Raw genomic sequence first — 21,970 nt, 5'->3', positions numbered from 1 at the left:
CTGCCGCTGCTGGAGCACTGCATCAAGACCCCGGGCGTGCACGTGATCGACTGCCCGGTCGACTACAGCGAGAACGACCGCATCCTCAACAGCGAGCTGCGCGAGCGCGCGCTGGCGGTGTAACGCCTGGCCCCACAGGTACGACGCATCGGCGCCGTACCTGTGGGTGCAACTGTCTTCTGTAGTAGATCGCCCAGCCCATTGGGCTGCGCTGTCGCGCAGAGAACTGATGCTGGGCGCTCCGCGTACCCTGTGGGAGCGGCTTTAGCCGCGAACACCGGCGAAGCCGGTGCCATATACCGTGTTGGATTCTTCGCGGGTCAACCCGCTCCCACACAATACCGCCCCGGCTTACATCAGTGAGGCCCTGGTCGCAGAGTGGCCCAATTGCCTCAGCGCAGAAGACCTTGCAGGCTGGCCAGGATGGTATTGGCATCATAAGGCTTGCGCGTGACGGGAACGTGCCCCAGGTGCTCGGGAATGCTGACACCCTCGCCGTAACCCGTGGCAAACAGGAACGGCACCTGCTGGCGCAGCAGTTCATCGGCGACGGATATCGACGTCCCGGTCCCCAGATTCACATCCAGTATCGCAACGTCCGGTTTGCGTTTGGCAAGCAAGCGTATTGCCTCGTCTTCGGAGCTTGCGGTAATCACGTCCTTGATCTGCGCATCGTTCAGAATCTGCTCCAGGCCTACCGCTATCACCAACTGGTCCTCGAGGATCAGTACGCACAAGCCTGGCCGGCCTGCAAAAGCCTCGGCTGCCCGGGCGATGGGCAAGGCCAGGGTAGGGGGTTCGATCTCTTCGGCTACGGACAGGTGCTTGGCCGGGATCCTGAAAAACCCTTGCAGTCCTTCGGGGTGATACTCCACCGTGCTGGTACCGCCCAGGTCGAACGGTATGCTGCGCTCGATAAGCACCGAGCCAAAGCCCCTGCGGCTCGGGGGACGAATCACCGGCCCGGCGCTTTCACGCCAGTGGATGTCGCAGGCGTAGGCGGCGTCGATTGCCCAATGTACCGCAAGCTTGCCGCCTGCCCGCGACAGCGCACCATACTTGGCAGCGTTGGTGGCCAGCTCGTGCAGCACCAGCGCCATGACCGAGTAGGCGCGCGCATCCAGGATCACGTTCGGGCCGTGCAACTCGATCATGCCGGCGGCAGTGCGGTAGGGCGAGAGCTCGGCCTCGAGCAGCATGGCCAGGCGCCCGCCACCATCACCACGCACCACCTGGTCATGGGCAAGTGACAAGGCCTGGATGCGCCCCTTCAAGGTCGCCACATAGTCCTGCAGGGTCTGGCTTTCCGTGGTGGGGTGGGCGACCAGCGCGCCAATCAGCGAGAGGATGTTCTTGACCCGGTGGTTGAGTTCTTCGTTGAGGATGCGCTGGCGCATGTCGGCCTTGGAGCGCTCGCTGGCAAGCAACTCGCTGTTGTGCAACACCACCTCGACGACGGCGGAGCGGATGGCATCGCCGAACTGGCGGTCCTGTTCGGTCCACGGCAGCGACTGCTGGTGAACGGTCTCTTTCCAGATGGCGAAGCTCTTGCGCGGCGTCAGGCGATCGCCCAGCGCGCCGCTGTCATAGGTCTTGTTCGGATCGCCGGCCCAGTCGAGGGTCTCGATCACTTCCTTGCGGAAGAAGATCAGGTAGTCCCGTGGGCGCTGTGACATCGGGATGATCAGCACGCCAGAGACATCGGTGCTGTACGCCTGGGCTGACAGGTGCACCGTCGAGAGCCGGTTGGACGCCCAGGTGCGGCCTTCGGCGACCATGTCTGCCAGGCGCAGCAATTCAGGCACAGCCGACGTGGGCGGGGCCAGCCCGGCAGATGCCCAGCGGCCTTGCAGCGACATGCCAATGCCATCGCAGGGGATCAGCGACATGAACTGCGGCAGGCGCGCGTGGAAGAACCCGTCGATATCTTCAGACTTGCTGGCATCGCGCAGCATGCGGCCCAGTGCCTTGTGCACCTGCACGGCGGTTTCGAGCCTTTGCCGGCTGCGCAACGTCTCGATATGCAGCGCGAAAAACTCGCCGAACATTTCCGCAGCCACCCGTTGCCCCATGGCCAGGGTACGTGGCGCGTAATGATGGCAAGCGATCATCCCCCAGAGCTCGCCGTTGACGATGACCGAAATCGACATCGAGCCGCGCACGCCCATGTTGCTCAGGTACTCGCAATGGATCGGCGAGACACTGCGCAGGTGCGCGTAGGACAGGTCGAGCGGCTCGCCTGACGGGTCGAGTACAGGGTCGATGGCCACGGCCTTGAACTGTGCGTCGGAAATGACCCGGATCGGGTTGCGCAAATACAGCGCGCGGGCCTGCTTGGGGATGTCGGAGGCAGGAAAGTACTGGCCCATGAAGCTTTCCAGGCCGCTGCGCCTGGCCTCGGCTACCACCTTGCCGGCGCCATCGGCACCCAGCTGGTAGATCATCACCCGGTCGTAGCCGAGCACGGCGCGGACAAAACGCGCGGCGTCGCGGAACAGCTTGGTGGTCTGGTCGATTTCGCGCAGCTGGCCGATCAAGGTACGGGCCAGTTCTATCGGCTCGGCGATGCTGGCGCCTGCGGGCTCGAGCTCGAGGATCGCCGTGCCCTTGAACGTGTGGGCCGCGACATCGACGGCCTGGCCGCTGGGCAGCACCACGCCGAAACTGAGCGCTGGCCGCGCAGCTTCGCGGGTGCGCGCCAAGGCGTTGCGCAGGGTATGCGCCACCTCGTCGCCCAGTACCGCATGCAGCTTCTGACCGTTCAGTTCACCCGTTACGCCGAGCAAGGCTTGCGCATTGAGCGAGTGGCGCAGGATGGTGCTGGCTGACACGTCACAGGCCAGCAGGCAGCCATGGGGCTGGATGCTGCCGGGTATCTGGATGGGCTCGCGGTCGCAGTTGGTCAGGTTTACTTCAGGGTTGGAGGTCATTGGCCCGTGCCTGTGGGGGAAATGAAAAGGCCGCCAGCAGGGCCGCCGCCGTCAGCCTAGCAGGCATTGTTCGGCTTGGGGATAGCAAGCCGGCCAGGCGCGTTCAGGCAATCGGGTTCGCCCCGCGGTCATCGGAAAACCCGAGCTCGCGAATGAACATCGAGAACAGTTCGGGGTGGGACGAGATGTTCAGTTTCGTGTACAGGTGCCGTCGGTGCACCTTGATGGTCTCGGGCGAGATCCCCAGCCGTTGTGCCATGGCCTTGGACGAGTAGCCGCGCAGGATGAGCCGGGCGATTTCCAGCTCGCGCTCGGACAACAGGCCTTGGCCGAACCTTGCCAAGGCGTCGCCAACGGCTGGCTGAACGGGTACCGAGACGCCGCTGCGGGCCCAGTGCTGCTGGAGCAACGCCAATACCCAGGCACTGACCAAGGTGAGTTTCCCCAGCTCCGCCGTCTCGAACGCGCGGCGCATGCCCAGCGACAGCGACAGCACCCCGTCGGGCAACTGCAGCAGAAACTGTACTTCGTCCACCAGCACATGGGCCTGGAAGTAGTTCAGGTAATAGTCCGCTTGCCAGAAGTGATCCGGCGCCACCTCCTCGAGGTGGTAGCAACCACTGGGCAAGCCTTCGCGCGCAGCCTGGTAGAAAGGGTCGAGCAGGTACAGCCCGTCGAGGTACAGCTCACCGGCGGCGGGCGCTGGCGCGGCATCGTATTCCTCCAGCACGTGCGGGGCGCCCTGGGGCGGGAAGTGAATTGCCAGCGCATTGTCGAATGGCACCCAGTGGCGCAACACCAGGATCAGCTGCCGCCAGAAGCGCGGGCCGCCGATGTGTTCGATAGTTCGGGCCAGGGCGGCGTGGCCGGCAACTTCATGAAAGAGAATGTCCACGACACGGTCCTTGAAAGCGGTAAGGCATTGGTGCGCTATTGGCCGCCGCTGTCAACGGGGGTAACCCTTAGTGGGAATTGTCCAGGCGGGTGCTGGCGCATAGATTCCATCCCCATCAAGCGGGCCGTCGAGCCCGCCATCGTTCGCCTGCTGGTTCTGCCTCCTGACACACCAACAATAACGTGAGGATGAACATATGACGTCCTGTAATGCCCCCACCCCGGCGCTGAAACCCACGCTGAGCGTGCCTGATGTAGTTGCCATTACCGTGTCCTCGGTAACCCCCGCCAGTTCGGTATTCGTGATTGCGCCGTTTGCCATTGCCCAGGCAGGTACCGGAGTAATCTGGGCCTTTGTGCTCGGTGGCGTGCTGGCGCTGATGTTCGCGCTTTGCTACGCCGAGCTGGGCCGTGCGCACAGCGCCGCCGGCGGCGAATACGTGTTCGCCAAACGGGTCTTTGGCGGCATGGCAGGTTACGCGACCTTTCTTACCGTGCTGGCCATGCTGGTATTTGTGCCGCCTGTGTTGGCCACCGGGGCAGCCACCTACCTGAATGCGGCACTGGGTACCCAGCTGGACGGGCAGACGGTGGCCTTGGTGATTGTGGCGCTGGGCTATCTGCTCGGCATCCTCAACATCAAGCTCAACGCGTGGGTCACCGGCATCTGCCTGCTGCTTGAGGTAGCGGCACTGATGGTGATCGTGGTGTTGGGCTTTGGCCACGCCCAGCAACCGCTCGGCACGCTCGTCACCCCACTGGTACTGGATAACGGGATATTGCACGCGGCACCCTGGGCACTGGTGATCGGGGCGGTCGGTACGGCGCTGTTCTCGTTCAACGGTTATGGCGGCGCCGTGTTGCTGGCCGAGGACATGAAGTGTGGCGGGCGCGGTATCCCTCGGGCGGTACTGTGGTCGCTGGTGCTGGTGGTAGCCATCGAAGTGATTCCGCTGGTGGCGTTGCTGATCGGTGCGCCCTCGCTGGAAGCGATGCTGGCAAGTCCCGACCCGATCGGCTACCTGCTGACCGCCCATGGCAACGAAACGCTGTCGCGCCTGGTCAGTGCCGGTATCTTCCTTTCGGTGTTCAACGCGATCATCGCGCTGGTGATCCAGAGTGGCCGGGTGATCTACAGCAGTGGGCGAGACGCGTTGTGGATGCCCACCCTGAACCGTGCCTTCACCCGCATCCACGCCAAGTGGGAATCGCCGTGGCTGGCCACGCTGTTCCTCGCCGTGCCCTCTGCGGCCCTGACCTTCAGCTCCAGCTTGTCGGAGCTTACCTCCTTCACGGTACTGCTGATCCTCGGCGTGTACCTGGTGGTGGGCCTGTGCGCGCTGTTCAGCCGGGTACTGCGGCGTGACCGCGAACACCCGTACCGGATGCCGCTGTGGCCTCTGCCGGCACTGGTTGCGGTGACGGGGGCGGGGTACCTGTTGACCACCCTCCTGAGTGAGGCTTCGGCCCGGGACATCCTGATCATCCTTGGCATGCTGCTGACCTCTGTGGTGCTGTACGGCACATACGGCAAGTTGAGCCCTGCCTTCCAGAAACTTTGAGCGAGAGACATGATGCGAGCACGCGACCTGGGCATTACGCTGGGCCTTGGCCAGCCAGGCCCCCACAATGCAATTACCGATGTACCTGGCGTACGGGTGGGCCACGCCACCTTGAACACCAGCCATGGCGGCAAACCTGTGCGCACCGGGGTCAGTGTCATTGAGCCCCGCGACGGACCGGCGCGCTACCAGCCCTGCTTTGCCGGTTGCCATGTGCTGAACGGCAATGGCGATGCCACGGGGCTGGAATGGATTCGTGAAGCGGGCCTGCTGACCACTCCCATCGCTACCACCAACACGCACAGCGTCGGGGTAGTGCGCGACGCGCTGATCGCGCACGAGCATGCGACCCTGGCCGACACGTCGACCTATTGGTGCATGCCGGTGGTGATGGAGACCTACGACGGGGTGTTGAATGATATCTGGGGCCAGCATGTGGATGCGGACCTGGTCCAGCAAGCGCTGGCCGCCGCCAGCAGCGGGGCGGTGGCCGAGGGCGCGGTTGGCGGCGGCACCGGCATGATCTGCCATGAGTTCAAGGGCGGCATTGGCAGCGCGTCACGGGTGGTGCCGGCAGAGCAGGGTGGCTGGACTGTGGGTGCGTTCGTCCAGGCCAATCACGGCCAGCGTCGTGAGCTGAGGGTGGACGGTTATCCGGTGGGCCGGGTGCTACTGGACCTGCCGTCGCCATTTGCACAGCAGGACACCGCGGGTATGGGCTCGATCGTGGTGGTGCTGGCTACCGATGCACCGTTGCTGCCGCATCAATGCCAGCGCCTGGCGCAACGTGCTGCGCTGGGAATTGCCCGCACGGGGGGCGGCACCGACGATTCCAGTGGTGATGTGTTCCTGGCGTTTTCAACGGGTAATACCGGGCTGGCGCCGGCCGACTACAACCGCCGCGATCTGCCGACCACGGCGCAGGTGGCGATGGTCAACAATGACCATATTTCGCCGCTGTTTGCGGCGGCGGCCGAGGCGGTGGAGGAAGCGATCGTCAACGCGATGCTGGCCAGCCGGGGCATGGTGGCCGGGGACGGACGACAGGTGCCAGGGCTGGCGGGGGCAGCGCTGCTGGCGGCACTGCGGGAGGTGGGCTGGAAGGCTCGGGTTTGAGGGGGGGCGTCAGGGCTGACAGGTGCTTGCCGCAAAATATGCAGCGCCTGTCAGCCCTGGCGCAATCTGCCAAAAACCATGAACTCTTCCATCCGAACCGATCATTTCCTGCTGCGGAGTACAAATGTACCCCTCACGCTTCCCCTTGAACCCGCGTCGCAATAAATGCTCTCATCCCGCCCCAAACCCAACCGGTACCGAACATGAACCGCCCGCTGTTTGTTTCCATGGACGGCCCCAAGGGCACCGGCAAGACCACGCTGCTCGAGGCCGTTACCCAGGCCCTGAGGGCCGAAGGCAAGAAGGTGATCCGCCTGTGCGAAAAGAACAACGACCCCTTCAGGCGCGAGACCATGGCCCTGGTCAACCAGCTCGCCAGAAACCCCTCGTGCGAGCTGGAGCTGCAGGTTTGTGAACGTTTTGCCGAAAGCCGGGCCTGGATTTCCCGGTCCGTGCTGCCACGCCAGCCGCTGGGCAGCATCATCCTGATCGATCGCTGGTACCCGTCCGACGCCGCGTTTCGCCGCAGCGTGCCATTTGCCGACATCTTGCAATTGAACCTGCGCCGTGATGTCCAGGTGCCAGACCTGCACGTCGGCGTGGTCACCGACCCGCAGACTTCATGGGCCAGGGCCGCAGCCCGCACACGAGGGCTGGGCAGCACGGTCATCCATCGTCTGGAGGAACAGGCTGCCTGCACCGAGGCGTTCGAGCGTGCGGCTGCAGAACACGGCTGGCTGCTGTGCCGTAACGAGGGAAGCATAGAAGCGGCCACACGCCAGTTGACCACTGAGATAAACAACGTGCTGCAGCAACGCCAGAACCTGGCAGGTTGCTGATCCTGCCTCTACCGCGTGGTTTCCAGCGCAGCCCATCGATCCGTCAGCTGGTCGATGAAAACGCGGATCGCAGCCGGTACATACATGCTGTTCCGGTACAGCGCATGGATGGGCTGGCGCAGCAGATGCGCGGGGTCGACGACGGCGTCGAGTTCACCCATGGCGATGGCTTCACCCACTAGCCAGGCTGGCAGAAGCGTCACCCCTAGGCCGCGCACGGCCATGGCCATCAAGGCTTCGGCGCTGTCCGCCTGCAACCGCGGTGGGTACTCGAAGCGCGCGTGACGGGGCAACAACCCGGGCTTGAAGAAGCGCCACGGCGCATCGCGCAGTTGCGTATGCGCCAGCCAGTGCGCGTGTACCAGCGCGTGCGGCGAGGCGATCGGGTGGCGCTGCAGGTACGCCGGGCTGGCGACCACTTGCAACGCATAGTCGCCAATTCTGGCGGCCTTGAAATCGGAGTCTGCCAACTGCCCCAGGCGGATGGCGACATCAAAGCGTTCGGCAACCAGGTCACTGAGCTGCGATGAGGCTACGTGCTCGATCGACAGATCAGGGTGAGCCTCTGCCATGTCCGCCATCAAGGGCAGCACCGCTCGCTGTGCGAAGGCCGGCGTACTGGTGATGCGCAAGCGCCCGCCGAGCCCGGCATGCGACTGCTGCACGCTTGCCGACGCCCGCTGTGCAAGCTCAAGCAGCTGGCGCGCCTCGCGCAGGAATGTGGCCCCGACATCGGTCAACACGGTGTGACGGGTATTGCGGGCCAGCAGGCTGACCCCCAGGTCTGCTTCCAGGCGCCGGACGTTGAAGCTGACCCGGGCCTTGGACAGGGCGAGCAATTGGGCTGCCTTGGTGAAACTGCCGGTATCTGCGACAGCCACGAAGGTGGCAACACGGTGAAGATCGAGCATGATTGTCAAAAAATAGCGAACAGTGTGAACGATATTACAGCACTTATGCCCCAGCAGCTGTTTGCTTACAGTCAGGCTCGCTGACTGGAGTTCACCGTGGCCTTACTTGACATGCGTCGTCGCATCACCTGCGTTTACCTGCTGGGGTTCTTCCTTGATCTGATCAATACATTCATCACGGCGGTGGTCGCCCCGAGCATCGGCGAAGCCCTGCAGGCCGATGTGGCGACCTTGGCCTGGGTAAGCACTGCCTATCTGCTGGGGCTGATGCTGGGGATGCTGCCCAGTCGATGGCTCGGGGAGCGCCTGGGCGAGCGCCCAGTGCTGCTGGGGTCGCTGGTGCTTTTCTCGGCGGCGACGATGTTGATCCTCGGGGCCGGCCAGATGGCTTTGCTATTGCCCTTGCGCGGGCTGCAAGGCTTTGCTGCCGGGCTGTTCATTCCGGTCGGGCAGGCGCTGGTGTACCGGCTGTACGCTGCCGACGAGCGCCCCAGGGTAACCATGGCGATCATGGCCACCGGGCTGCTGGCGCCCGCCGTATCCCCCGTGCTGGGTGGCTGGTTGTCGCAGCACATGCCGTGGCAGTGGGTGCTGCTCGCCAGCCTGCCGATCGCGCTGATCACGCTGGTGCTGGGGGCTGTTTGGTTACCGCGCACACCGGCAACGGCGGCTCCAGAAGCTTTCGATGGCAAGGGCATGCTCCTGGCCGGGGCCGGCATTGGCATCGGCTTGCTGGGCATGACCGAAGCAGGCAATGGTGCGGCCTGCAAGGCTGCTGCGTGGTTGCTGCTGGGGGCAGGCTTGCTCGCCGGCTACATCAGGCATTCTCGGCGCAGTGCAGCACCACTGGTGGATTTCTCGGTGGCCCGTGAGCCCGTATTCGCGGCGTCGCTGGTCTTGTACCTGGCCATACCGGGCCTGTTCATCGGGGTGAACCTGCTGGCCATGCTTTACCTTCAGGCCCAGCTTGGCTGGAGCCCAAGTGCAGCGGGTAGCCTGATGCTGCCATGGACACTGGGGGCAGCACTGGCGATAGCATCGACCACCTGGGGCTACAAACGGTTCGGCCCTGTGCCGTTGCTGCTGGTCGGGATCGTGCTGCAGATACCGGGTTATGCATTGCTGGCGCTGGCTTCGAGCGTGCCGTCATTGACGATCGCCTATGCGCTGCTCGGCCTTGGCGGCAGCTTGTGCACCAGCGTCGCGCAAAGCGCTGCATTTTCCACATTGCCTGCATCGGCGCTCGGCCAGGCCAGCACTCTCTGGGCCCTGAACCGGCAGTTGAGTTTCTGCCTGGGGGTAACCTCTGGCAGCCTGGTCTTCGGTTTGCTGGCAACGTTCCTCGGCGCCCGAACTGCCTACCAGACCACTTTCATGCTGGCGGGGGCAGTGCAGCTGTTGTGCCTGGCAACCCTCGGCTGGCTTCGCCTTTTTTCATCTGCAAAACGAAAGGAATGCCATGAACCCGTATCTTGAGGAAGTCATCGCTCTGCATGACATGATCGAAGCGCTGTTTGCCACAGGGGAGGGCTCTGTTGCCGGCATGCTGAAGCGCTTTCACCCGGACTTTGCCATGGTGACACCGGCCGGCATGCAACTGGGGCTGGGCGAGGTCTCAACACTGTTTGCCCAGCGTGGTGGCTCTCAGCCCGGGTTGTGCATCGAGCTCACCGAGCAGCAGGTTCTCGCGCAATGGCCGGAGGGGGCAGTGGTCAGTTATCGGGAAACGCATCATGTGCCCGGTCAGCCGGCCAAGGCACGCATCTCCACGGTCCTGTTCAGCCTGCAGGCCGGGCAGGTGCTATGGCGCCATCTCCATGAAACCTGGGCGGCTTGAAGGCACTCAGGCGCCCTGGCGGTCGATGTCACGGCGCAGCACCACCGAGGTGGTAATGTCGTCCACCGACTCGTGCCTTGCGACGTTGTCACGCACCTGATTCAGGTCTTCGATTGTGCGGGTCTCGACTTCGACCACCAGGTCAAGCTGCCCGCTCACCGAGGAAACGCGGCGCACCCGTGCGTCCGTTGCCAGCTGGTCGAGCAGGCCCATGGCCGGTGTGCGTTGCAACGTCACCAGCAGGATCGCGCGGATGACGTTCGCGTCTATTTCACCAATGTCGGCGCGGTATCCGCGAATGACCCCGCTGCGCTCAAGGTTGGCGACCCGTTCTGTCGTGGCACTTCTGGAAAGGCCTATACGGCCTGCCAGTGCCTTGAGGGCAATGCGCGCGTCCTTCGAAAGTACTTCAAGAATCTCACGGTCTTTTGCGTCCAGCTCCCGCATTGCACCACCCAATCCGCCCACCGTCTTTATGCCGGCCGGAACCGGCATTATGCTTGTCGATCCCGACAGCATGCAGGGTGTCGGTTTCGGTGGTGCATGACAAGCTATTGAAAAACAATTTGCTCGCCTGGAACGTGATGACATGACAGACCTTTCCCACCCGGCACCTCGGTTTTCGGCAAGCGATGCAGAGGGCCTCGCCAAAGAATTCTTCAATATCAGCGGCGCTGCGACGCCACTGGACGGGGAGCGAGATCGCAATTACCGGCTGACTACCGGCGTCGATGCAGGCTGGATCCTGAAAATCGTCAACGCCACGGAACCCCGTGTCGAAAGCGAGTTTCAAACCGCGCTGCTGGGTCACCTGGCTGCCCATGGCGCGCACCTGGGCGTGCCGCACGTGCGGGCAAGTGTGGCAGGCGATGTGTTGCCGTCGGTGACCAGTGCCAGTGGCGAACAGCATACGCTGCGTCTGGTCAGCTGGTTGCCCGGTAAGCCGCTGGCCGAGGCCAGGCGCAGCTTTGCGCTGATGGGCAACTTCGGCCGGGCGCTGGGTGAGCTTGACCGCGCACTGCAGGGGTTCATGCACCCAGGGGCGGTGCGCGAGCTGGATTGGGACCTGCGCCATGCCGCGCGTTCGCGCTCGCGCCTGCATTACATCAAGGACCCTGAACGCCGGGCCATGCTCGAGCGTTTCATCAGCCGCTTCGAAGCGACCGTCCGGCCGAAGCTGGCCGCACTGCGCGCCCAGGTGATCCACAACGACGCCAACGACTGGAACATCCTGGTCGATGCCGAAACCACCAGCAGCGTGACCGGCTTCATCGACTTCGGCGATGCAGTGCATACCGTGCTGATTGCCGAGGTCGCGATCGCCAGCGCTTACGCCATCCTCGACATGGACGACCCCATCGGCGCTGCGGCTGCACTGGCTGCGGGCTTCCATGAGTGCTACCCGCTGCAGGCACAAGAGCTTGATGTGCTGTTCGACCTGATCGCCATGCGTTTGGTCATCAGCGTCACCTTTTCCGCGTCGCGGCATGATCAGACCGACGACAACCCTTACCTGGCCATCAGCGAGGCACCTGCCTGGCGCCTGCTGGAGCGGCTGGATGCGATGAACCCGCGGCTCGCCACCGGGATCCTGCGCAAGGCCTGTGGTTTTGATGCCATTGAAGGTGCTGGCGCGGTCCGCACCTGGATCGCGCACAACCACAGAGCCTTCGCCGACCTGGTGCGCCCGTCAGCTGCCATCCTGAACAAGGTGCTTGCGCCGTTTGGTGACGCCAGCCACGAGATGACCATCGCTTCAGCCGAACAGCGCCCTGCCGATGCCACCCGCTGGTGGGATGAATTCTCTGCTGCGCACAAGGTGCCGCTGGCCATCGGACCGTGGGGCGAACTGCGCACCATCTACACCGATAGCGCTTTCGAGTCGCGCTTCATCAAGGGGGAGCGCCGCACGCTACATGTGGGCGTCGACCTGGTGATGCCAGCGGGTACGCCGCTGTATGCGCCCGTCGCCGGTGTGGTCAAAAGCGTTGAAGTGGAACCAGATCCGCTGGGTTATGGCGGCCTGGTGATGATCGAACACACGCCACCTGGTTGTCCGCCGTTCCTGACCCTTTGGGGACACATGGCCCATGAGGCACTCGGCCGCTTGAAAGCCGGGGACAGGCTGAACGCCGGTGACCTGGTCGGCTACATGGGTGCCGATCATGAGAACGGCGGTTGGATTCCGCACCTGCACTTGCAGATGACCACCGATACCCGGCTGAGCGCGAGCGAGATCATCGGTGTGGGTGAGCCCGAATACCGCGAAGTCTGGGCGGACCTGTTCCCTGATGCTTCGGCGCTGGCCGGTATCCCGCCAGAAACCTTCAGCCAGGACGGGATGACCAAGGCCCAGATCATCGCCAAACGCAAGGCGTTGCTGTTGCCTAACCTGTCGATTTCCTACAGCGACCCGATCAAGTTCGTGCGCGGTGACGGCGTGTGGCTGATCGACAACTTCGGCCGGGCCTACCTGGATTGCTTCAACAATGTCTGCCACCTGGGCCACAGCCACCCCGACGTCGTGCAAGCCTTGACTCGCCAGGCCGCGCTGCTGAACACCAACACCCGCTACCTGCACGACAATATCGTCGAATACGCCGAGCGCCTGACCGGCACCCTGCCAGAAGGCCTTTGCGTAGCGTCTTTCGCCTGTTCGGGCAGTGAAGCCAATAGCCTGATGCTGCGCATGGCGCGCAACTACACAGGACGTGACCAGGCAATCGTGCTGGACTGGGCCTACCACGGCACCACCCAGGAGCTGATCGACCTGAGCCCTTACAAGTACAAGCGCAAGGCAGGCAAAGGCAGGGCGCCGCATGTTTACGAGGCGGTGGTGCCGGACAGCTACTACGCCCCCGAGCATTGGCCGCTGGAGCAACACGGCAAGCGCTTCGCCGAATCTGTCGCTGACCAGTTGGATGCCATGCGCAAGGCAGGCAAGGCCCCTGGGTTCTTTATCGCGGAGTCGATCCCTAGCGTGGCGGGCCAGGTATTCCTTCCCGAGCATTACCTGCAAGAGGTGTACGCCATGGTTCGCGCCGAAGGTGGGTTGTGCCTGGCCGATGAGGTGCAGGTAGGCTTTGGGCGCGTGGGCAGCCACTGGTGGGCATTCGAGACCCAGGGCGTGGTGCCGGATGCCGTGACCATGGGCAAGCCGATCGGTAATGGCCACCCGATGTCGGCGGTCGTCACTACGCGTGAGGTGGCGGATGCCTTCGACAACGGCATGGAGTACTTCAATACCTTCGCCGGCAACCCGGTCTCTTGTGCTGTGGGGCTGGCGGTGCTCAACGCGATCGAGCGTGACGGGCTGAAAGAGAATGCATTGCAGGTCGGCAACTACCTGCTCGACGGTTTCCGCAGGCTCCAGCAGCAATTTGATGTCATCGGCGATGTGCGAGGGCTTGGCCTGTTCCTTGGCATTGTGCTGGTCACCGACCGCCAGTCGAAGGCGCCGGCTACCGCATTGGCCAGGAAAATTGCAGATGGTGCCAGGGAGCGTGGGGTGTTGATCGGCACGGAAGGCCCTTACGACAACGTGTTGAAAATGCGTCCTTCGATGATTTTCAGCCGGGCAAACGCTGATTTTCTGCTGGATGTGCTGCAAGACAGCTTTGCAGCGGCGTTGAAATAACCGGGCGGGCAGGGCGTGTCGACAGGCACGCCTTGCAAGCCAACTTCAGGCTTTCTGCCGGTCGATATCACGTCGCAAGACCACCGCCGTGGTGATGTCATCTACCGAATCGTGGCAGGCCACGGCGTCCCGTACCCGGTTCAGGTCATCGATGGTCCGTGACTCTACCTCGATTACCAGATCAAGCTGCCCGCTGACCGACGAAACCCGCTTCACCTGGGCGTTCTGCGCCAGCAGGTCCAGCAGCCCCAGCGCGGGCGTGCGTTTCAGCGCTACCAGAATGATTGCCCGGATAACGTTGGCATCGATTTCACCAATGTCGGCTCTATACCCGCGAATGACCCCGCTGCGCTCCAGCTGCAAGACCCGTTCGCTGGTGGCACTTCTGGACAGGCCTATCCTGGCTGCCAGCGCCTTGAGTGCCACACGTGCTTCCTTGGACAGTATCTCGAGGATTTCCCGATCCTTGACGTCTAAATCGCGCAATGCCGACACTCCCGCCTGTTGACCGGTAAATGGCACCCGCGCCCGGCAAAGTGCCGGGGGCAGGCAGCCGTGAACTTGCTGCTGTTTAGCGCAAGCATGACACTACTGCAGTTTCGGTCAGGCGAAAGTGGCACCGACGTTATGCCGGTGTATCCCGGCAATGTGCCAGCTGAACCTGCACATTGCAGGGTGATTTCAAAGTACCGGTGTGCAAAGCTTTCGGTGAAGGTTGGGACCTGCGAGCCCAAAACAATAAGAAATACAAACTTCCAAGGAGCGCCGCGATGCTGGCAAGAACAACAAGAATGCTACTGGCTTCAACCGCTGTCGCAGCGGCTGCATTGTTCGCTCACGGTATAGCGCAAGCCGATGACCTGCAGGCTGTAGAAGAGGCCAAAGTACTTCGAGTGGCCATGAGCGGGCAGTACTCGCCGTTCAGCTTTGCCAATGAAAGAAATGAAATTGTCGGTTTCGACGCTTCGGTGGGTGAAGCACTGGCCCAGCGTCTGGGTGTGAAGATAAAAATCATTACAACGCCTTTCGACGGCATTATTGCCGGGCTGTTGGCCAAGAAGTACGACGCCGTCATCGCGTCCATGACCATTACCCCGGAACGCTTGAAAGCAGTTGACTTCGTGGGGCCTTACTACCATGCAGGCCGTACTATCGGGGTGAAGGAAGATTCACCGATCAAAGGGCTCGATGACCTGAAGGATGTCACCGTTGGCGTCACCCTGGGCGACTCGCATGACAAATGGGCGCGTGCCCGCGGCAACTTGAAGGTGCGCACTTACAAGGGCTTGCCGGAAATGCTGGTGGATCTTGAAGCCGGGCGTATCGATGCTGTGGTAATGGACAGTATTCCAGTCATGGTGGCGGTGAAAGAGACCGGGCAGAAAGTGCGCATCATCAGGCTGCCAGACGAGCAGGGTGGTCGTGAGGGGCTCGGCATTGCCATCCGCAAGAACAACCCTGAACTCAAGGCCCGGCTGCAGCAGGCGCTGGACGAGATCCTGGAAGACGGCACCTACAAGGAAATCTCGATGAAATGGGTGGGTAGCGATATTCGCTGACGCGCGTCCAGAACGGCCTGGCCAGCGTGGCCGGGCCTGGTTAGCCGATTATTCGAGTGGTTCCCATGGATCTATCATTAATCCAGCGCACCTACCCGTTCTTCCTCGAGGCGGCGTGGGTCACCGTGCAGATTTCATTGCTGTCATTGTTGCTGGGCTTGCTGTTGGCAATGCTGCTGGTTGCTTGCAGATTATCGCCTTTCATACTCTTCAGGTGGGCGGCAAGACTCTATGTAAGCGTGTTCCGCGGCACACCGTGTCTGGTGCAACTGTTCATTATCTATTTTGGCGGGCCACAGGTTGGCATCGAACTGGAACCGTTTTCCGCAGCGGTGATCGGTTTGGGCATGAATATCGCGGCCTATATGTCCGAGTCCATTCGCGGCGCCATCGACAATGTCGACCCGGGCCAGGAAGAGGGCGCGCGGTCCATTGGCTTCAGCCGCCGTCAAACGCTGCTGTTCATCACTATTCCCCAGGCACTCAAACTCATGATCAGGCCGCTGGGCGTCAATGCCATCGGCCTGATCAAGGGCTCCGCACTGGTATCGGCCATTTCAGTGGTGGAGCTGACCTACACCGCTCAGCGTTTTATCAGCTCAACCTACAAGCCGTTCGAAATATTCATGGTTTCCGCGTTGCTGTATATCGTCATGGTCTACTCGGTCAAATACCTGGTGGACGTGCTGGATAGACGCTACTCGACCCAGTAAGGAGTGGTCCGTGGAAGGATTGAACCCAAGCGTCGTAACACCTTATCTCGACATGCTGGCAACGGGGTTATGGTGGACGGTTGTCATGTTTCTCTATTCGAGTGTGATCAGCCTGATCGTTGGCGTGCTATTCGCATTGGTCGACCTGTACGCGCCCAAATCCCTGGCGCTGCCGGTACGCTTCGTGACCTGGCTGTTGATGGGTACGCCACTGTTACTGCAGCTCTATCTGATCTACTACGGGTTGGTCCAGGTGGGGATCGATATTCCGGCGCTGGCGGCAGGTATCATCGGGTTGAGCCTGCATTTCGCAGTCTACAACGCCGAGGTGATCAAGTCCGGGATCGAGTCTGTCGACCCAGGCCAGATCGAAGGCGCACGCTCCATTGGCCTGAGCAGGGCACTCACCCAGCGCTACATCATTGTGCCGCAGGCGCTCAGAAAGACCATAGCGCCGTTGGGCAACAACCTCATCGTATTGCTCAAGGACACCTCACTGGTATCGATCATCGGTATCGCCGAACTCGTCTACAGCGCACAACTGGCGGTCAGCGAAACGTATAGCCCCTTCGAGTTCTACATCGCCGTCGCGGTGATCTACTACCTGGCCAACCTGGTACTCGAGGCCGGTCTGAACATTCTTGAAGCAAAGGTCGAGATGTCACGATGAATAACAACGCTATGGTGCAAGTGAAGGGCGCTCGCAAAGCCTACGGCGCAGTTGAGGTGCTCAAGGGCATCGACCTGTCGGTCTCGCGTGGGCAGATCGTCGCCATCATCGGCCCCAGTGGCTCGGGCAAAAGCACATTGCTGCGGTCGATCAATCATCTTGAAGTGCTCAATGGCGGCGAAATCTGGCTTGACGGCGCCCAGGTCAACCAGCCCTTGAAAGGCCGTGCCTTCGAACAGCACATCAACCAGGTGCGCCAGCAAATGGGCATGGTGTTCCAGCATTTCAATCTGTTCCCGCACCTCACCGTCTGTGAAAACATCGCGATCGGGCCGGTAAAACTCAAGGGCTATTCAAAAAAAGCGGGCAGGGAGCTGGCGCTTGAGTACCTGCAAAAGGTTGGGCTGGCGCACAAGATCGACGAGTATCCATCGCGGTTGTCCGGTGGGCAAAAGCAGCGCGTCGCCATTGCCCGGGCACTGGCCATGCAGCCCAAGGTCATGTTGTTCGACGAAGCGACGTCGGCGCTGGACCCTGAGCTTGTCGAGGAAGTGAACCTGGTAATGAAACAACTGGCGGCCGAGCACATGACCATGCTGATCGTCACCCATGAGATGCATTTTGCCGGCGAGGTGGCTGATCAGATCGTGTTCATGGATGGCGGGGTGGTTGTAGAGCAGGGTGCACCAGGTGAGATTCTGAGCAGCCCGAACCAGGAGCGCACACGGGCATTCTTGAAGAAGCATCTTCACGCTCGCTAGTTGCTCAAGATGGTCAGGCACGCATGTGTCAACTGCCCGTGCTGGGGGGTATCCTGAGCGTGTTATCCCTGGAGGCATATACCGTGCGTAGACTGATGCTGTTTCTCGCCGTCATGGCGGGTGCGGGGTGTCAGGCGCCCTTGCCAGCCGCAAACCCACAGATGGCCTGGGTCGACTTATCGGTGCCATTTCCCAATGACAGGGTGCTGATGGCCGAGCGCCTGGACAGACAGCGCCTGAGCGACGGGCGCTTTTTTCAGGTCAGCCCGGGCAGCCATGAATTGCTCGTCCGGTTCGACTACGAAGTTGGCGGGGGCGGGGGAACGAGCATGATGGGCGGCACCACGGTTCGCCAGTGCTACCTGACCATTCCTTATGCACACTTCAAAGCAGGCGAGCGATACCTGCTGGAGGCCCGATCGATGGCGCTGACGCCCGAGGCGCGCTTGTACGACGGCAGGCGCCAGGTGGTTGCAGAGCTCAGCGAGTTCTACTGCTTGTGATCACCGACCGCCCAGGTTGGTGATGCCCAGTGGGGTGGCGTGGGCGTCCCCTTGGCACCCATCAAGGAGCCTACATGGCTGCCATTCGCCTCCACTGCGCGCGGCACCTATCGCCCCCCGAACCGGCAAGAGAACATTTGTACTCCATGCGTGTGCCTTTACGTGCTGATTCAAGCAATAGTGTGTTGTTCTAGGGCAGCGGGGCGAAGGCTGTGATAATGAGGGCAATCACAAGGGCCCTTTCATGCTGATCATCTCCAATAGCGTGCATCTGCCGGATGCCGACATCGAACTGACCTACATCCGCGCGCAAGGCGCGGGTGGGCAGAATGTCAACAAGGTGTCCAGCGCCGTGCACCTGCGCTTCGACATCCGGGCCTCATCGCTGCCCGAATTTTACAAGGAGCGGCTGCTGGCGCTGCGTGACAGTCGCATCACCGGCGACGGCGTGCTGATCATCAAGGGCCAGCAGTACCGTACCCAGGAGCAGAATCGTGCCGATGCACTGGCGCGTCTAGCCGAGTTGATCATCGCTGCCGGCAAGACCGAGAAGAAACGCCGCCCCACCAAGCCGACCCTCGGCTCGAAAACCCGCCGCCTCGAAGGCAAAGCCAGGCGCAGCAACGTCAAGGCAGGGCGGGGCAAGGTGGAGTACTAGCCAATGGCCGACGACCGCTACTGATTAACTTCCGCGATGGCGGAGGGCTGTCTCAAAACATGCGGCATCTGACAAAGCACTGCCGTGTTCCGCAGTAAACAGGATATCGTGGCGGAGCAGGATGACTCTGTGCCGCCCAATGGCAACGAATTTTCTACAAGAGCGGTGGCAAAGGGGTGGTCGTTGAAGGTTTCCAGGCCGAGGTTGCGGGCGAGGTGATGACTGATTGGCAAATGAGCCTGGGCTACAGCTACACCCACGCCGCCACCGCTGAAAAGAAGAGAAGAAACACCGAGCAGCCATTGAACCTGGTGCGCTTCTCCAGCACTTACAAAATGACCCCGGTACTCACCGTGGGGGCGAGCCTGGATTGGCAGAGCGACAGTTTCAAGTTGGCTAACTCGGCCAGAAGGCGTTCTCGGTGGTGGGGTTGATGGCACGTTATCAAATCGATGAACCCTTGGCAGCGTCGGTCAACGTGAAGAACCTTTTTGACGAGCACTACTACAACAATGTTGGATTCTACAACGGTGTTTACCAAGGTGAGCCACGGACAATGATGGTCAGCCTGGACTGGAAATTGTAGGGCCAAGGCGCCGCCAGGCGTGATGCCTGGCGCTGCGCAGTCGTGACGGCTTACACTTTCACCGACGTCAGAAGTCCCCCGAGAACGCCGCTGCCGAGCACTACCAGCCATGGCGGCAACTTCCAGAACATGAGCGCGATCAAGGCCACAATGGCGAGGACGAAGTCTTGTGGAGTGAGTATTGCGCTCGTCCATACCGGCCGGTAGAGAGCGGCCAGCAACAGCCCGACTACGGCCGCATTTGTTCCCTGTAAAGCTGTTTGCATGAGGGTATTGCCGCGCAGGCTCTCCCAGAAAGGCAAGGCACCAGCTATCAGTAAAAATGAAGGTATAAAGATGGCGACCAGGCAGATCATGCCCCCGAGCCAAGCGGTGGGTGCCTGGTTCATCGAGGCGCCCAGAAAGGCTGCAAAGGTAAAGAGTGGCCCTGGAACAGCTTGCGCTGCACCGTAGCCAGCCAGAAATACATCGGCATCAACCCAACCAGGTGTGACGACTTCCGCCTGCAGCAGTGGCAGTACCACATGCCCCCCTCCGAATACCAGCGACCCGGTCCGGTAGAAGGCGTCCACCAGAGACAAACCGTGGCTCGCCGAGAGTTTCGTCAGGAGCGGGAGGCTTAATAACAGCGCAAAGAACAGCGCCAGCCACAAAATCCCGGCGCGACGGCTCACAGAAATGGGCAACGGCTCATGGGTGTCGTATGGCTGAGGTTTCAGGAGCCACAGGCCAGTCATCGCGGCGACAAGAATGATCCCGACTTGCCCGATAGCAGACGGGACGAACAACGCAAGGCAGGTGGCAACCATCATGATCGTGATACGAGGTGGGTCGGGGCAAAGATTGCGACCCATACCCCATACCGCTTGGGCAACAACCGCCACTGCAACCACCTTCAAACCGTGTAACACCCCGGCGGGCATGGCAGCGCCATAACTGGCGATACCCAGTGCGAAGAGGATCATGGCAATCGCCGAGGGGAGGGTAAAGCCCAGCCAGGCGGCTAATGCGCCGCCGTAGCCAGAACGTGAAAGCCCCAATGCGATCCCCACCTGGCTGCTGGCTGGCCCCGGTAGAAACTGGCAAAGGGCAACCAGATCAGCGTAGCTACGCTCGCTCAGCCAATGTCGTCGCACCACAAACTCATTGCGGAAATAGCCAAGATGCGCAATAGGCCCACCAAAGCATGTCAGCCCCAGGCGAAGGAAAATCACGAAGACAGCCCACGGGCTGCGGTCGGCTTGACGGCTGGTGGTCATACTGGATGATCCATTGAGAGCTTTCACATGCCCGTAATTGGAGAAAGCCAATTTTAGGGGATCGTATTGCCTTGGTGGGGACCTAGATGAAATACATGCGGCATTTAACCAGCTTTCAGCTGCTGCTTGAGCTTGGCCATGAGGCGCAGGCCTGCCGCTTCGACAAGATCGCCGTGATGACTGATGGCCCCACAGCCTCTGCAGGTAATCAGTGATTTGCGATGCAGTCTGATCGGCTGAACGAGCTGCTTTCCATCGCATTTCAGGCAACGCAGGGTGAGGCTCATGGTTCCGTCTCCTTGGAAAAATCGCAGGTGCTGCCCTCGTTCCTGCGAGTGCATCAGGTGGAGTCGGGATGGGCCATGAACGTTCATTCCAAAACACGTGCGGCGCTGTACTCTTCCGACTACGCCTTCAGTTTTGGCAAAAATACCTTTTGCAGCCCCTGGCGCGATTCGGTTGTCTGAGAGGTATCCGCTCACGAGTCTGTACTATGCATCCAACGACACCAGACGGTCGCTATTTCGTAGTTAAAGGCCAGCTTTGGCGCTGCAGCAATCCCGCGCTTTCTGACGAAGAGCGTCAGCACTTGGTGCACGACCTGATGAAAGCTAGGCGAGCCGTGAAGGAAGCGAAGGCATCAAGCGATGCAGTTCAGATGCGTATCGCTCGAGTAGCGGTAAATCAAGCGAAGGTGGCATTGGGGGAGAGGGGGCCCGTATGGTGGAGCGACGGAAGCCCGGACTACAACCGCTATAAAGCTGATAACACGCCGTACGCTCAGTGGTTCCGCTCGTTGCCAGATCAGGAAAGCTCATAGGACGGCCTGGAATTGGTACCGCAAAGCTTGAACGACCAAGGTAAAAGCGGGTGAGGGTTGGCGACGGCTTGGGTAGTAAAGGTAGTAGCCCGCAAATGGGGGGCACCAGTCTTCCAGCACACGCTCCAGCTTCCCATCTTTCAGGTGAGGAGCAAATTCCTCTTCGGGAAGCCAGGCAACACCTAATCCTGCAACTGCAGCGTCGACGATATTAGGTGAGGTGTTGAACGTGAGTTGCCCATCCACACGGACATTCACCTGTCGGCCCCTTTTCTGGAAATCCCAAACGTAGAGCCCCCCTGAACTCTGCATCCGCTGATTTATGCATCTGTGGCGGATAAGGTCTTTGGGTGTTTTTGGCTTCGGGTGTTCCGCGAAGTACGCCGGAGAGGCAACAACGGCCATGCGTAGCTGTGGGCCAATGGGCACTGCGATCATATCCTTGTCGATCGTGTCGCCCATACGAACACCTGCGTCGAAGCGGTCGCTGACGATATCCCGGAGGCCGTAGCTCACATCAAACTCGATGTTTATGTCGGGGTGTTCAAGCAAAAAAGGCGTGAGCTTGGGCAGCAAGGTCGTGCGCAAGATGTGATCACCGCTTGTGATCCTTACCGTTCCCGCTGGTTTGTCTCGCAGATCCGTCAGCTCGTCCAGCTCGGCTTCAATCTCATCAAAACGGTGCCCGATGGCATTCAGCAGGCGCTCACCCGCA

Annotated in this window: 22 protein-coding genes and 1 pseudogene; 15 read left to right on the top strand and 8 right to left on the bottom strand. The window is 61.3% G+C overall.

Annotated elements, in window-relative coordinates; translation table 11 throughout:
- Nucleotides 1-123, top strand: a 123-nt coding sequence (locus HP546_RS31335) for a hypothetical protein (RefSeq protein WP_226342985.1), incomplete at its 5' end; no start/stop codon positions are given.
- A gap of 269 nt (nucleotides 124-392) precedes the next feature.
- On the opposite strand, the gene HP546_RS09495 is transcribed toward HP546_RS31335, so the two are convergent.
- Nucleotides 393-2,930, bottom strand: coding sequence for an HWE histidine kinase domain-containing protein (locus HP546_RS09495; RefSeq protein WP_172223426.1), 2,538 nt, complete (start codon nucleotides 2,928-2,930; stop codon nucleotides 393-395).
- Nucleotides 2,931-3,033: 103 nt separating this feature from the next.
- A complete protein-coding gene (locus tag HP546_RS09490) occupies nucleotides 3,034-3,825 on the bottom strand; it encodes a helix-turn-helix transcriptional regulator (RefSeq protein WP_172223405.1) in 792 nt (263 codons plus the stop codon).
- Between the two features lie 196 nt (nucleotides 3,826-4,021).
- Here HP546_RS09490 and HP546_RS09485 point away from each other — a divergent pair, with 196 nt between their 5' ends.
- The 3 genes from HP546_RS09485 to HP546_RS09475 all read left to right on the top strand — a co-directional run bounded on the left by HP546_RS09485 (nucleotide 4,022) and on the right by HP546_RS09475 (nucleotide 7,341).
- Nucleotides 4,022-5,386 carry an APC family permease gene (locus HP546_RS09485; RefSeq protein WP_172223402.1) on the top strand — a complete coding sequence of 455 codons (1,365 nt, stop codon included), beginning with the start codon at nucleotides 4,022-4,024 and terminating at the stop codon, nucleotides 5,384-5,386.
- Nucleotides 5,387-5,398: 12 nt separating this feature from the next.
- Nucleotides 5,399-6,502 (top strand): P1 family peptidase, encoded by a 1,104-nt coding sequence (locus tag HP546_RS09480; RefSeq protein WP_172223440.1) that lies wholly within the window; start codon nucleotides 5,399-5,401, stop codon nucleotides 6,500-6,502.
- Between the two features lie 203 nt (nucleotides 6,503-6,705).
- Nucleotides 6,706-7,341 (top strand): dTMP kinase, encoded by a 636-nt coding sequence (locus tag HP546_RS09475; protein ID WP_172223399.1) that lies wholly within the window; start codon nucleotides 6,706-6,708, stop codon nucleotides 7,339-7,341.
- 8 nt (nucleotides 7,342-7,349) lie between these two features.
- Here HP546_RS09475 and HP546_RS09470 read toward each other — a convergent pair whose 3' ends face one another.
- Complete coding sequence (locus tag HP546_RS09470) at nucleotides 7,350-8,252, bottom strand: LysR family transcriptional regulator (RefSeq protein ID WP_172223396.1); 903 nt, start codon at nucleotides 8,250-8,252, stop codon at nucleotides 7,350-7,352.
- Between the two features lie 96 nt (nucleotides 8,253-8,348).
- Between HP546_RS09470 and HP546_RS09465 the strand changes: the two genes are divergently transcribed.
- The gene (locus HP546_RS09465) at nucleotides 8,349-9,728 is read left to right on the top strand and encodes an MFS transporter (RefSeq protein WP_172223393.1); all 1,380 of its coding nucleotides are present in this window, start codon (nucleotides 8,349-8,351) and stop codon (nucleotides 9,726-9,728) included.
- Nucleotides 9,712-10,089 carry a DUF4440 domain-containing protein gene (locus tag HP546_RS09460; protein WP_172223390.1) on the top strand — a complete coding sequence of 126 codons (378 nt, stop codon included), beginning with the start codon at nucleotides 9,712-9,714 and terminating at the stop codon, nucleotides 10,087-10,089. Before HP546_RS09465 ends, HP546_RS09460 begins: the two co-directional genes overlap by 17 nt.
- A gap of 6 nt (nucleotides 10,090-10,095) precedes the next feature.
- On the opposite strand, the gene HP546_RS09455 is transcribed toward HP546_RS09460, so the two are convergent.
- The gene (locus tag HP546_RS09455) at nucleotides 10,096-10,536 is read right to left on the bottom strand and encodes an Lrp/AsnC family transcriptional regulator (protein WP_172223387.1); all 441 of its coding nucleotides are present in this window, start codon (nucleotides 10,534-10,536) and stop codon (nucleotides 10,096-10,098) included.
- Between the two features lie 142 nt (nucleotides 10,537-10,678).
- Here HP546_RS09455 and HP546_RS09450 point away from each other — a divergent pair, with 142 nt between their 5' ends.
- Nucleotides 10,679-13,726: an aminotransferase class III-fold pyridoxal phosphate-dependent enzyme gene (locus tag HP546_RS09450; protein ID WP_172223383.1), complete on the top strand. Its 3,048-nt coding sequence runs from the start codon at nucleotides 10,679-10,681 to the stop codon at nucleotides 13,724-13,726.
- A gap of 45 nt (nucleotides 13,727-13,771) precedes the next feature.
- Here the strand turns inward: HP546_RS09450 and HP546_RS09445 are convergent, their stop codons facing one another.
- Nucleotides 13,772-14,212: an Lrp/AsnC family transcriptional regulator gene (locus HP546_RS09445; RefSeq protein ID WP_172223380.1), complete on the bottom strand. Its 441-nt coding sequence runs from the start codon at nucleotides 14,210-14,212 to the stop codon at nucleotides 13,772-13,774.
- A gap of 284 nt (nucleotides 14,213-14,496) precedes the next feature.
- Here HP546_RS09445 and HP546_RS09440 point away from each other — a divergent pair, with 284 nt between their 5' ends.
- The 7 genes and pseudogenes from HP546_RS09440 to HP546_RS31780 all read left to right on the top strand — a co-directional run.
- Nucleotides 14,497-15,285, top strand: a complete 789-nt coding sequence (locus HP546_RS09440; RefSeq protein ID WP_172223435.1) for an ABC transporter substrate-binding protein — start codon at nucleotides 14,497-14,499, stop codon at nucleotides 15,283-15,285.
- A gap of 65 nt (nucleotides 15,286-15,350) precedes the next feature.
- Complete coding sequence (locus tag HP546_RS09435) at nucleotides 15,351-15,998, top strand: amino acid ABC transporter permease (RefSeq protein ID WP_172223377.1); 648 nt, start codon at nucleotides 15,351-15,353, stop codon at nucleotides 15,996-15,998.
- 52 nt (nucleotides 15,999-16,050) lie between these two features.
- Nucleotides 16,051-16,668: an amino acid ABC transporter permease gene (locus HP546_RS09430; RefSeq protein ID WP_218584477.1), complete on the top strand. Its 618-nt coding sequence runs from the start codon at nucleotides 16,051-16,053 to the stop codon at nucleotides 16,666-16,668.
- Nucleotides 16,669-16,679: 11 nt separating this feature from the next.
- A complete protein-coding gene (locus tag HP546_RS09425) occupies nucleotides 16,680-17,429 on the top strand; it encodes an amino acid ABC transporter ATP-binding protein (RefSeq protein WP_172223430.1) in 750 nt (249 codons plus the stop codon).
- A gap of 83 nt (nucleotides 17,430-17,512) precedes the next feature.
- The gene (locus HP546_RS09420) at nucleotides 17,513-17,932 is read left to right on the top strand and encodes a hypothetical protein (RefSeq protein WP_172223371.1); all 420 of its coding nucleotides are present in this window, start codon (nucleotides 17,513-17,515) and stop codon (nucleotides 17,930-17,932) included.
- 244 nt (nucleotides 17,933-18,176) lie between these two features.
- Nucleotides 18,177-18,590, top strand: a complete 414-nt coding sequence (arfB, locus tag HP546_RS09415; protein WP_172223368.1) for an alternative ribosome rescue aminoacyl-tRNA hydrolase ArfB — start codon at nucleotides 18,177-18,179, stop codon at nucleotides 18,588-18,590.
- A gap of 75 nt (nucleotides 18,591-18,665) precedes the next feature.
- Nucleotides 18,666-19,176: pseudogene (locus HP546_RS31780) on the top strand (TonB-dependent receptor domain-containing protein); the annotation flags it as partial.
- 50 nt (nucleotides 19,177-19,226) lie between these two features.
- Here the strand turns inward: HP546_RS31780 and chrA are convergent.
- Both chrA and HP546_RS09400 read right to left on the bottom strand, forming a co-directional pair.
- Entirely contained in the window at nucleotides 19,227-20,435 is a 1,209-nt protein-coding gene (chrA, locus tag HP546_RS09405; RefSeq protein ID WP_172223365.1) for a chromate efflux transporter, read from the bottom strand.
- A gap of 104 nt (nucleotides 20,436-20,539) precedes the next feature.
- Nucleotides 20,540-20,722, bottom strand: coding sequence for a hypothetical protein (locus tag HP546_RS09400; RefSeq protein WP_172223362.1), 183 nt, complete (start codon nucleotides 20,720-20,722; stop codon nucleotides 20,540-20,542).
- A 206-nt stretch (nucleotides 20,723-20,928) separates the two neighbouring features.
- Here HP546_RS09400 and HP546_RS31320 point away from each other — a divergent pair, with 206 nt between their 5' ends.
- On the top strand, nucleotides 20,929-21,255 hold the full coding sequence (locus tag HP546_RS31320; RefSeq protein WP_256678448.1) for a hypothetical protein: 327 nt from the start codon (nucleotides 20,929-20,931) through the stop codon (nucleotides 21,253-21,255).
- Here the strand turns inward: HP546_RS31320 and HP546_RS09395 are convergent.
- A partial coding sequence (locus HP546_RS09395; RefSeq protein ID WP_172223359.1) for a LysR substrate-binding domain-containing protein occupies nucleotides 21,250-21,970 on the bottom strand: 721 nt, incomplete at its 5' end. The genes HP546_RS31320 and HP546_RS09395 overlap by 6 nt on opposite strands.

The sequence above is a fragment of the Pseudomonas sp. CM25 genome, assembly GCF_013179705.1.
Taxonomy (GTDB): Bacteria; Pseudomonadota; Gammaproteobacteria; order Pseudomonadales; family Pseudomonadaceae; genus Aquipseudomonas.
The sequence above is the reverse complement of the archived record's forward strand: the minus strand, read 5'-3'. Positions and strand labels throughout refer to the sequence as shown.

Excerpts from the sequence above, each read along its gene's own strand:
- HP546_RS09430 (WP_218584477.1), top strand. The coding sequence starts at position 16,051 with ATGCTGGCAACGGGGTTATGGTGGACGGTTGTCATGTTTCTCTATTCG.
- HP546_RS09460 (WP_172223390.1), top strand. The coding sequence starts at position 9,712 with ATGAACCCGTATCTTGAGGAAGTCATCGCTCTGCATGACATGATCGAA.
- chrA (WP_172223365.1), bottom strand. The coding sequence starts at position 20,435 with ATGACCACCAGCCGTCAAGCCGACCGCAGCCCGTGGGCTGTCTTCGTG.
- HP546_RS09495 (WP_172223426.1), bottom strand. The coding sequence starts at position 2,930 with ATGACCTCCAACCCTGAAGTAAACCTGACCAACTGCGACCGCGAGCCC.
- HP546_RS31320 (WP_256678448.1), top strand. The coding sequence starts at position 20,929 with ATGCATCCAACGACACCAGACGGTCGCTATTTCGTAGTTAAAGGCCAG.
- HP546_RS09480 (WP_172223440.1), top strand. The coding sequence starts at position 5,399 with ATGCGAGCACGCGACCTGGGCATTACGCTGGGCCTTGGCCAGCCAGGC.
- HP546_RS09485 (WP_172223402.1), top strand. The coding sequence starts at position 4,022 with ATGACGTCCTGTAATGCCCCCACCCCGGCGCTGAAACCCACGCTGAGC.
- HP546_RS09440 (WP_172223435.1), top strand. The coding sequence starts at position 14,497 with ATGCTGGCAAGAACAACAAGAATGCTACTGGCTTCAACCGCTGTCGCA.
- arfB (WP_172223368.1), top strand. The coding sequence starts at position 18,177 with ATGCTGATCATCTCCAATAGCGTGCATCTGCCGGATGCCGACATCGAA.
- HP546_RS09470 (WP_172223396.1), bottom strand. The coding sequence starts at position 8,252 with ATGCTCGATCTTCACCGTGTTGCCACCTTCGTGGCTGTCGCAGATACC.
- HP546_RS09435 (WP_172223377.1), top strand. The coding sequence starts at position 15,351 with ATGGATCTATCATTAATCCAGCGCACCTACCCGTTCTTCCTCGAGGCG.
- HP546_RS09425 (WP_172223430.1), top strand. The coding sequence starts at position 16,680 with ATGGTGCAAGTGAAGGGCGCTCGCAAAGCCTACGGCGCAGTTGAGGTG.
- HP546_RS09475 (WP_172223399.1), top strand. The coding sequence starts at position 6,706 with ATGAACCGCCCGCTGTTTGTTTCCATGGACGGCCCCAAGGGCACCGGC.
- HP546_RS09400 (WP_172223362.1), bottom strand. The coding sequence starts at position 20,722 with ATGAGCCTCACCCTGCGTTGCCTGAAATGCGATGGAAAGCAGCTCGTT.
- HP546_RS09455 (WP_172223387.1), bottom strand. The coding sequence starts at position 10,536 with ATGCGGGAGCTGGACGCAAAAGACCGTGAGATTCTTGAAGTACTTTCG.
- HP546_RS09450 (WP_172223383.1), top strand. The coding sequence starts at position 10,679 with ATGACAGACCTTTCCCACCCGGCACCTCGGTTTTCGGCAAGCGATGCA.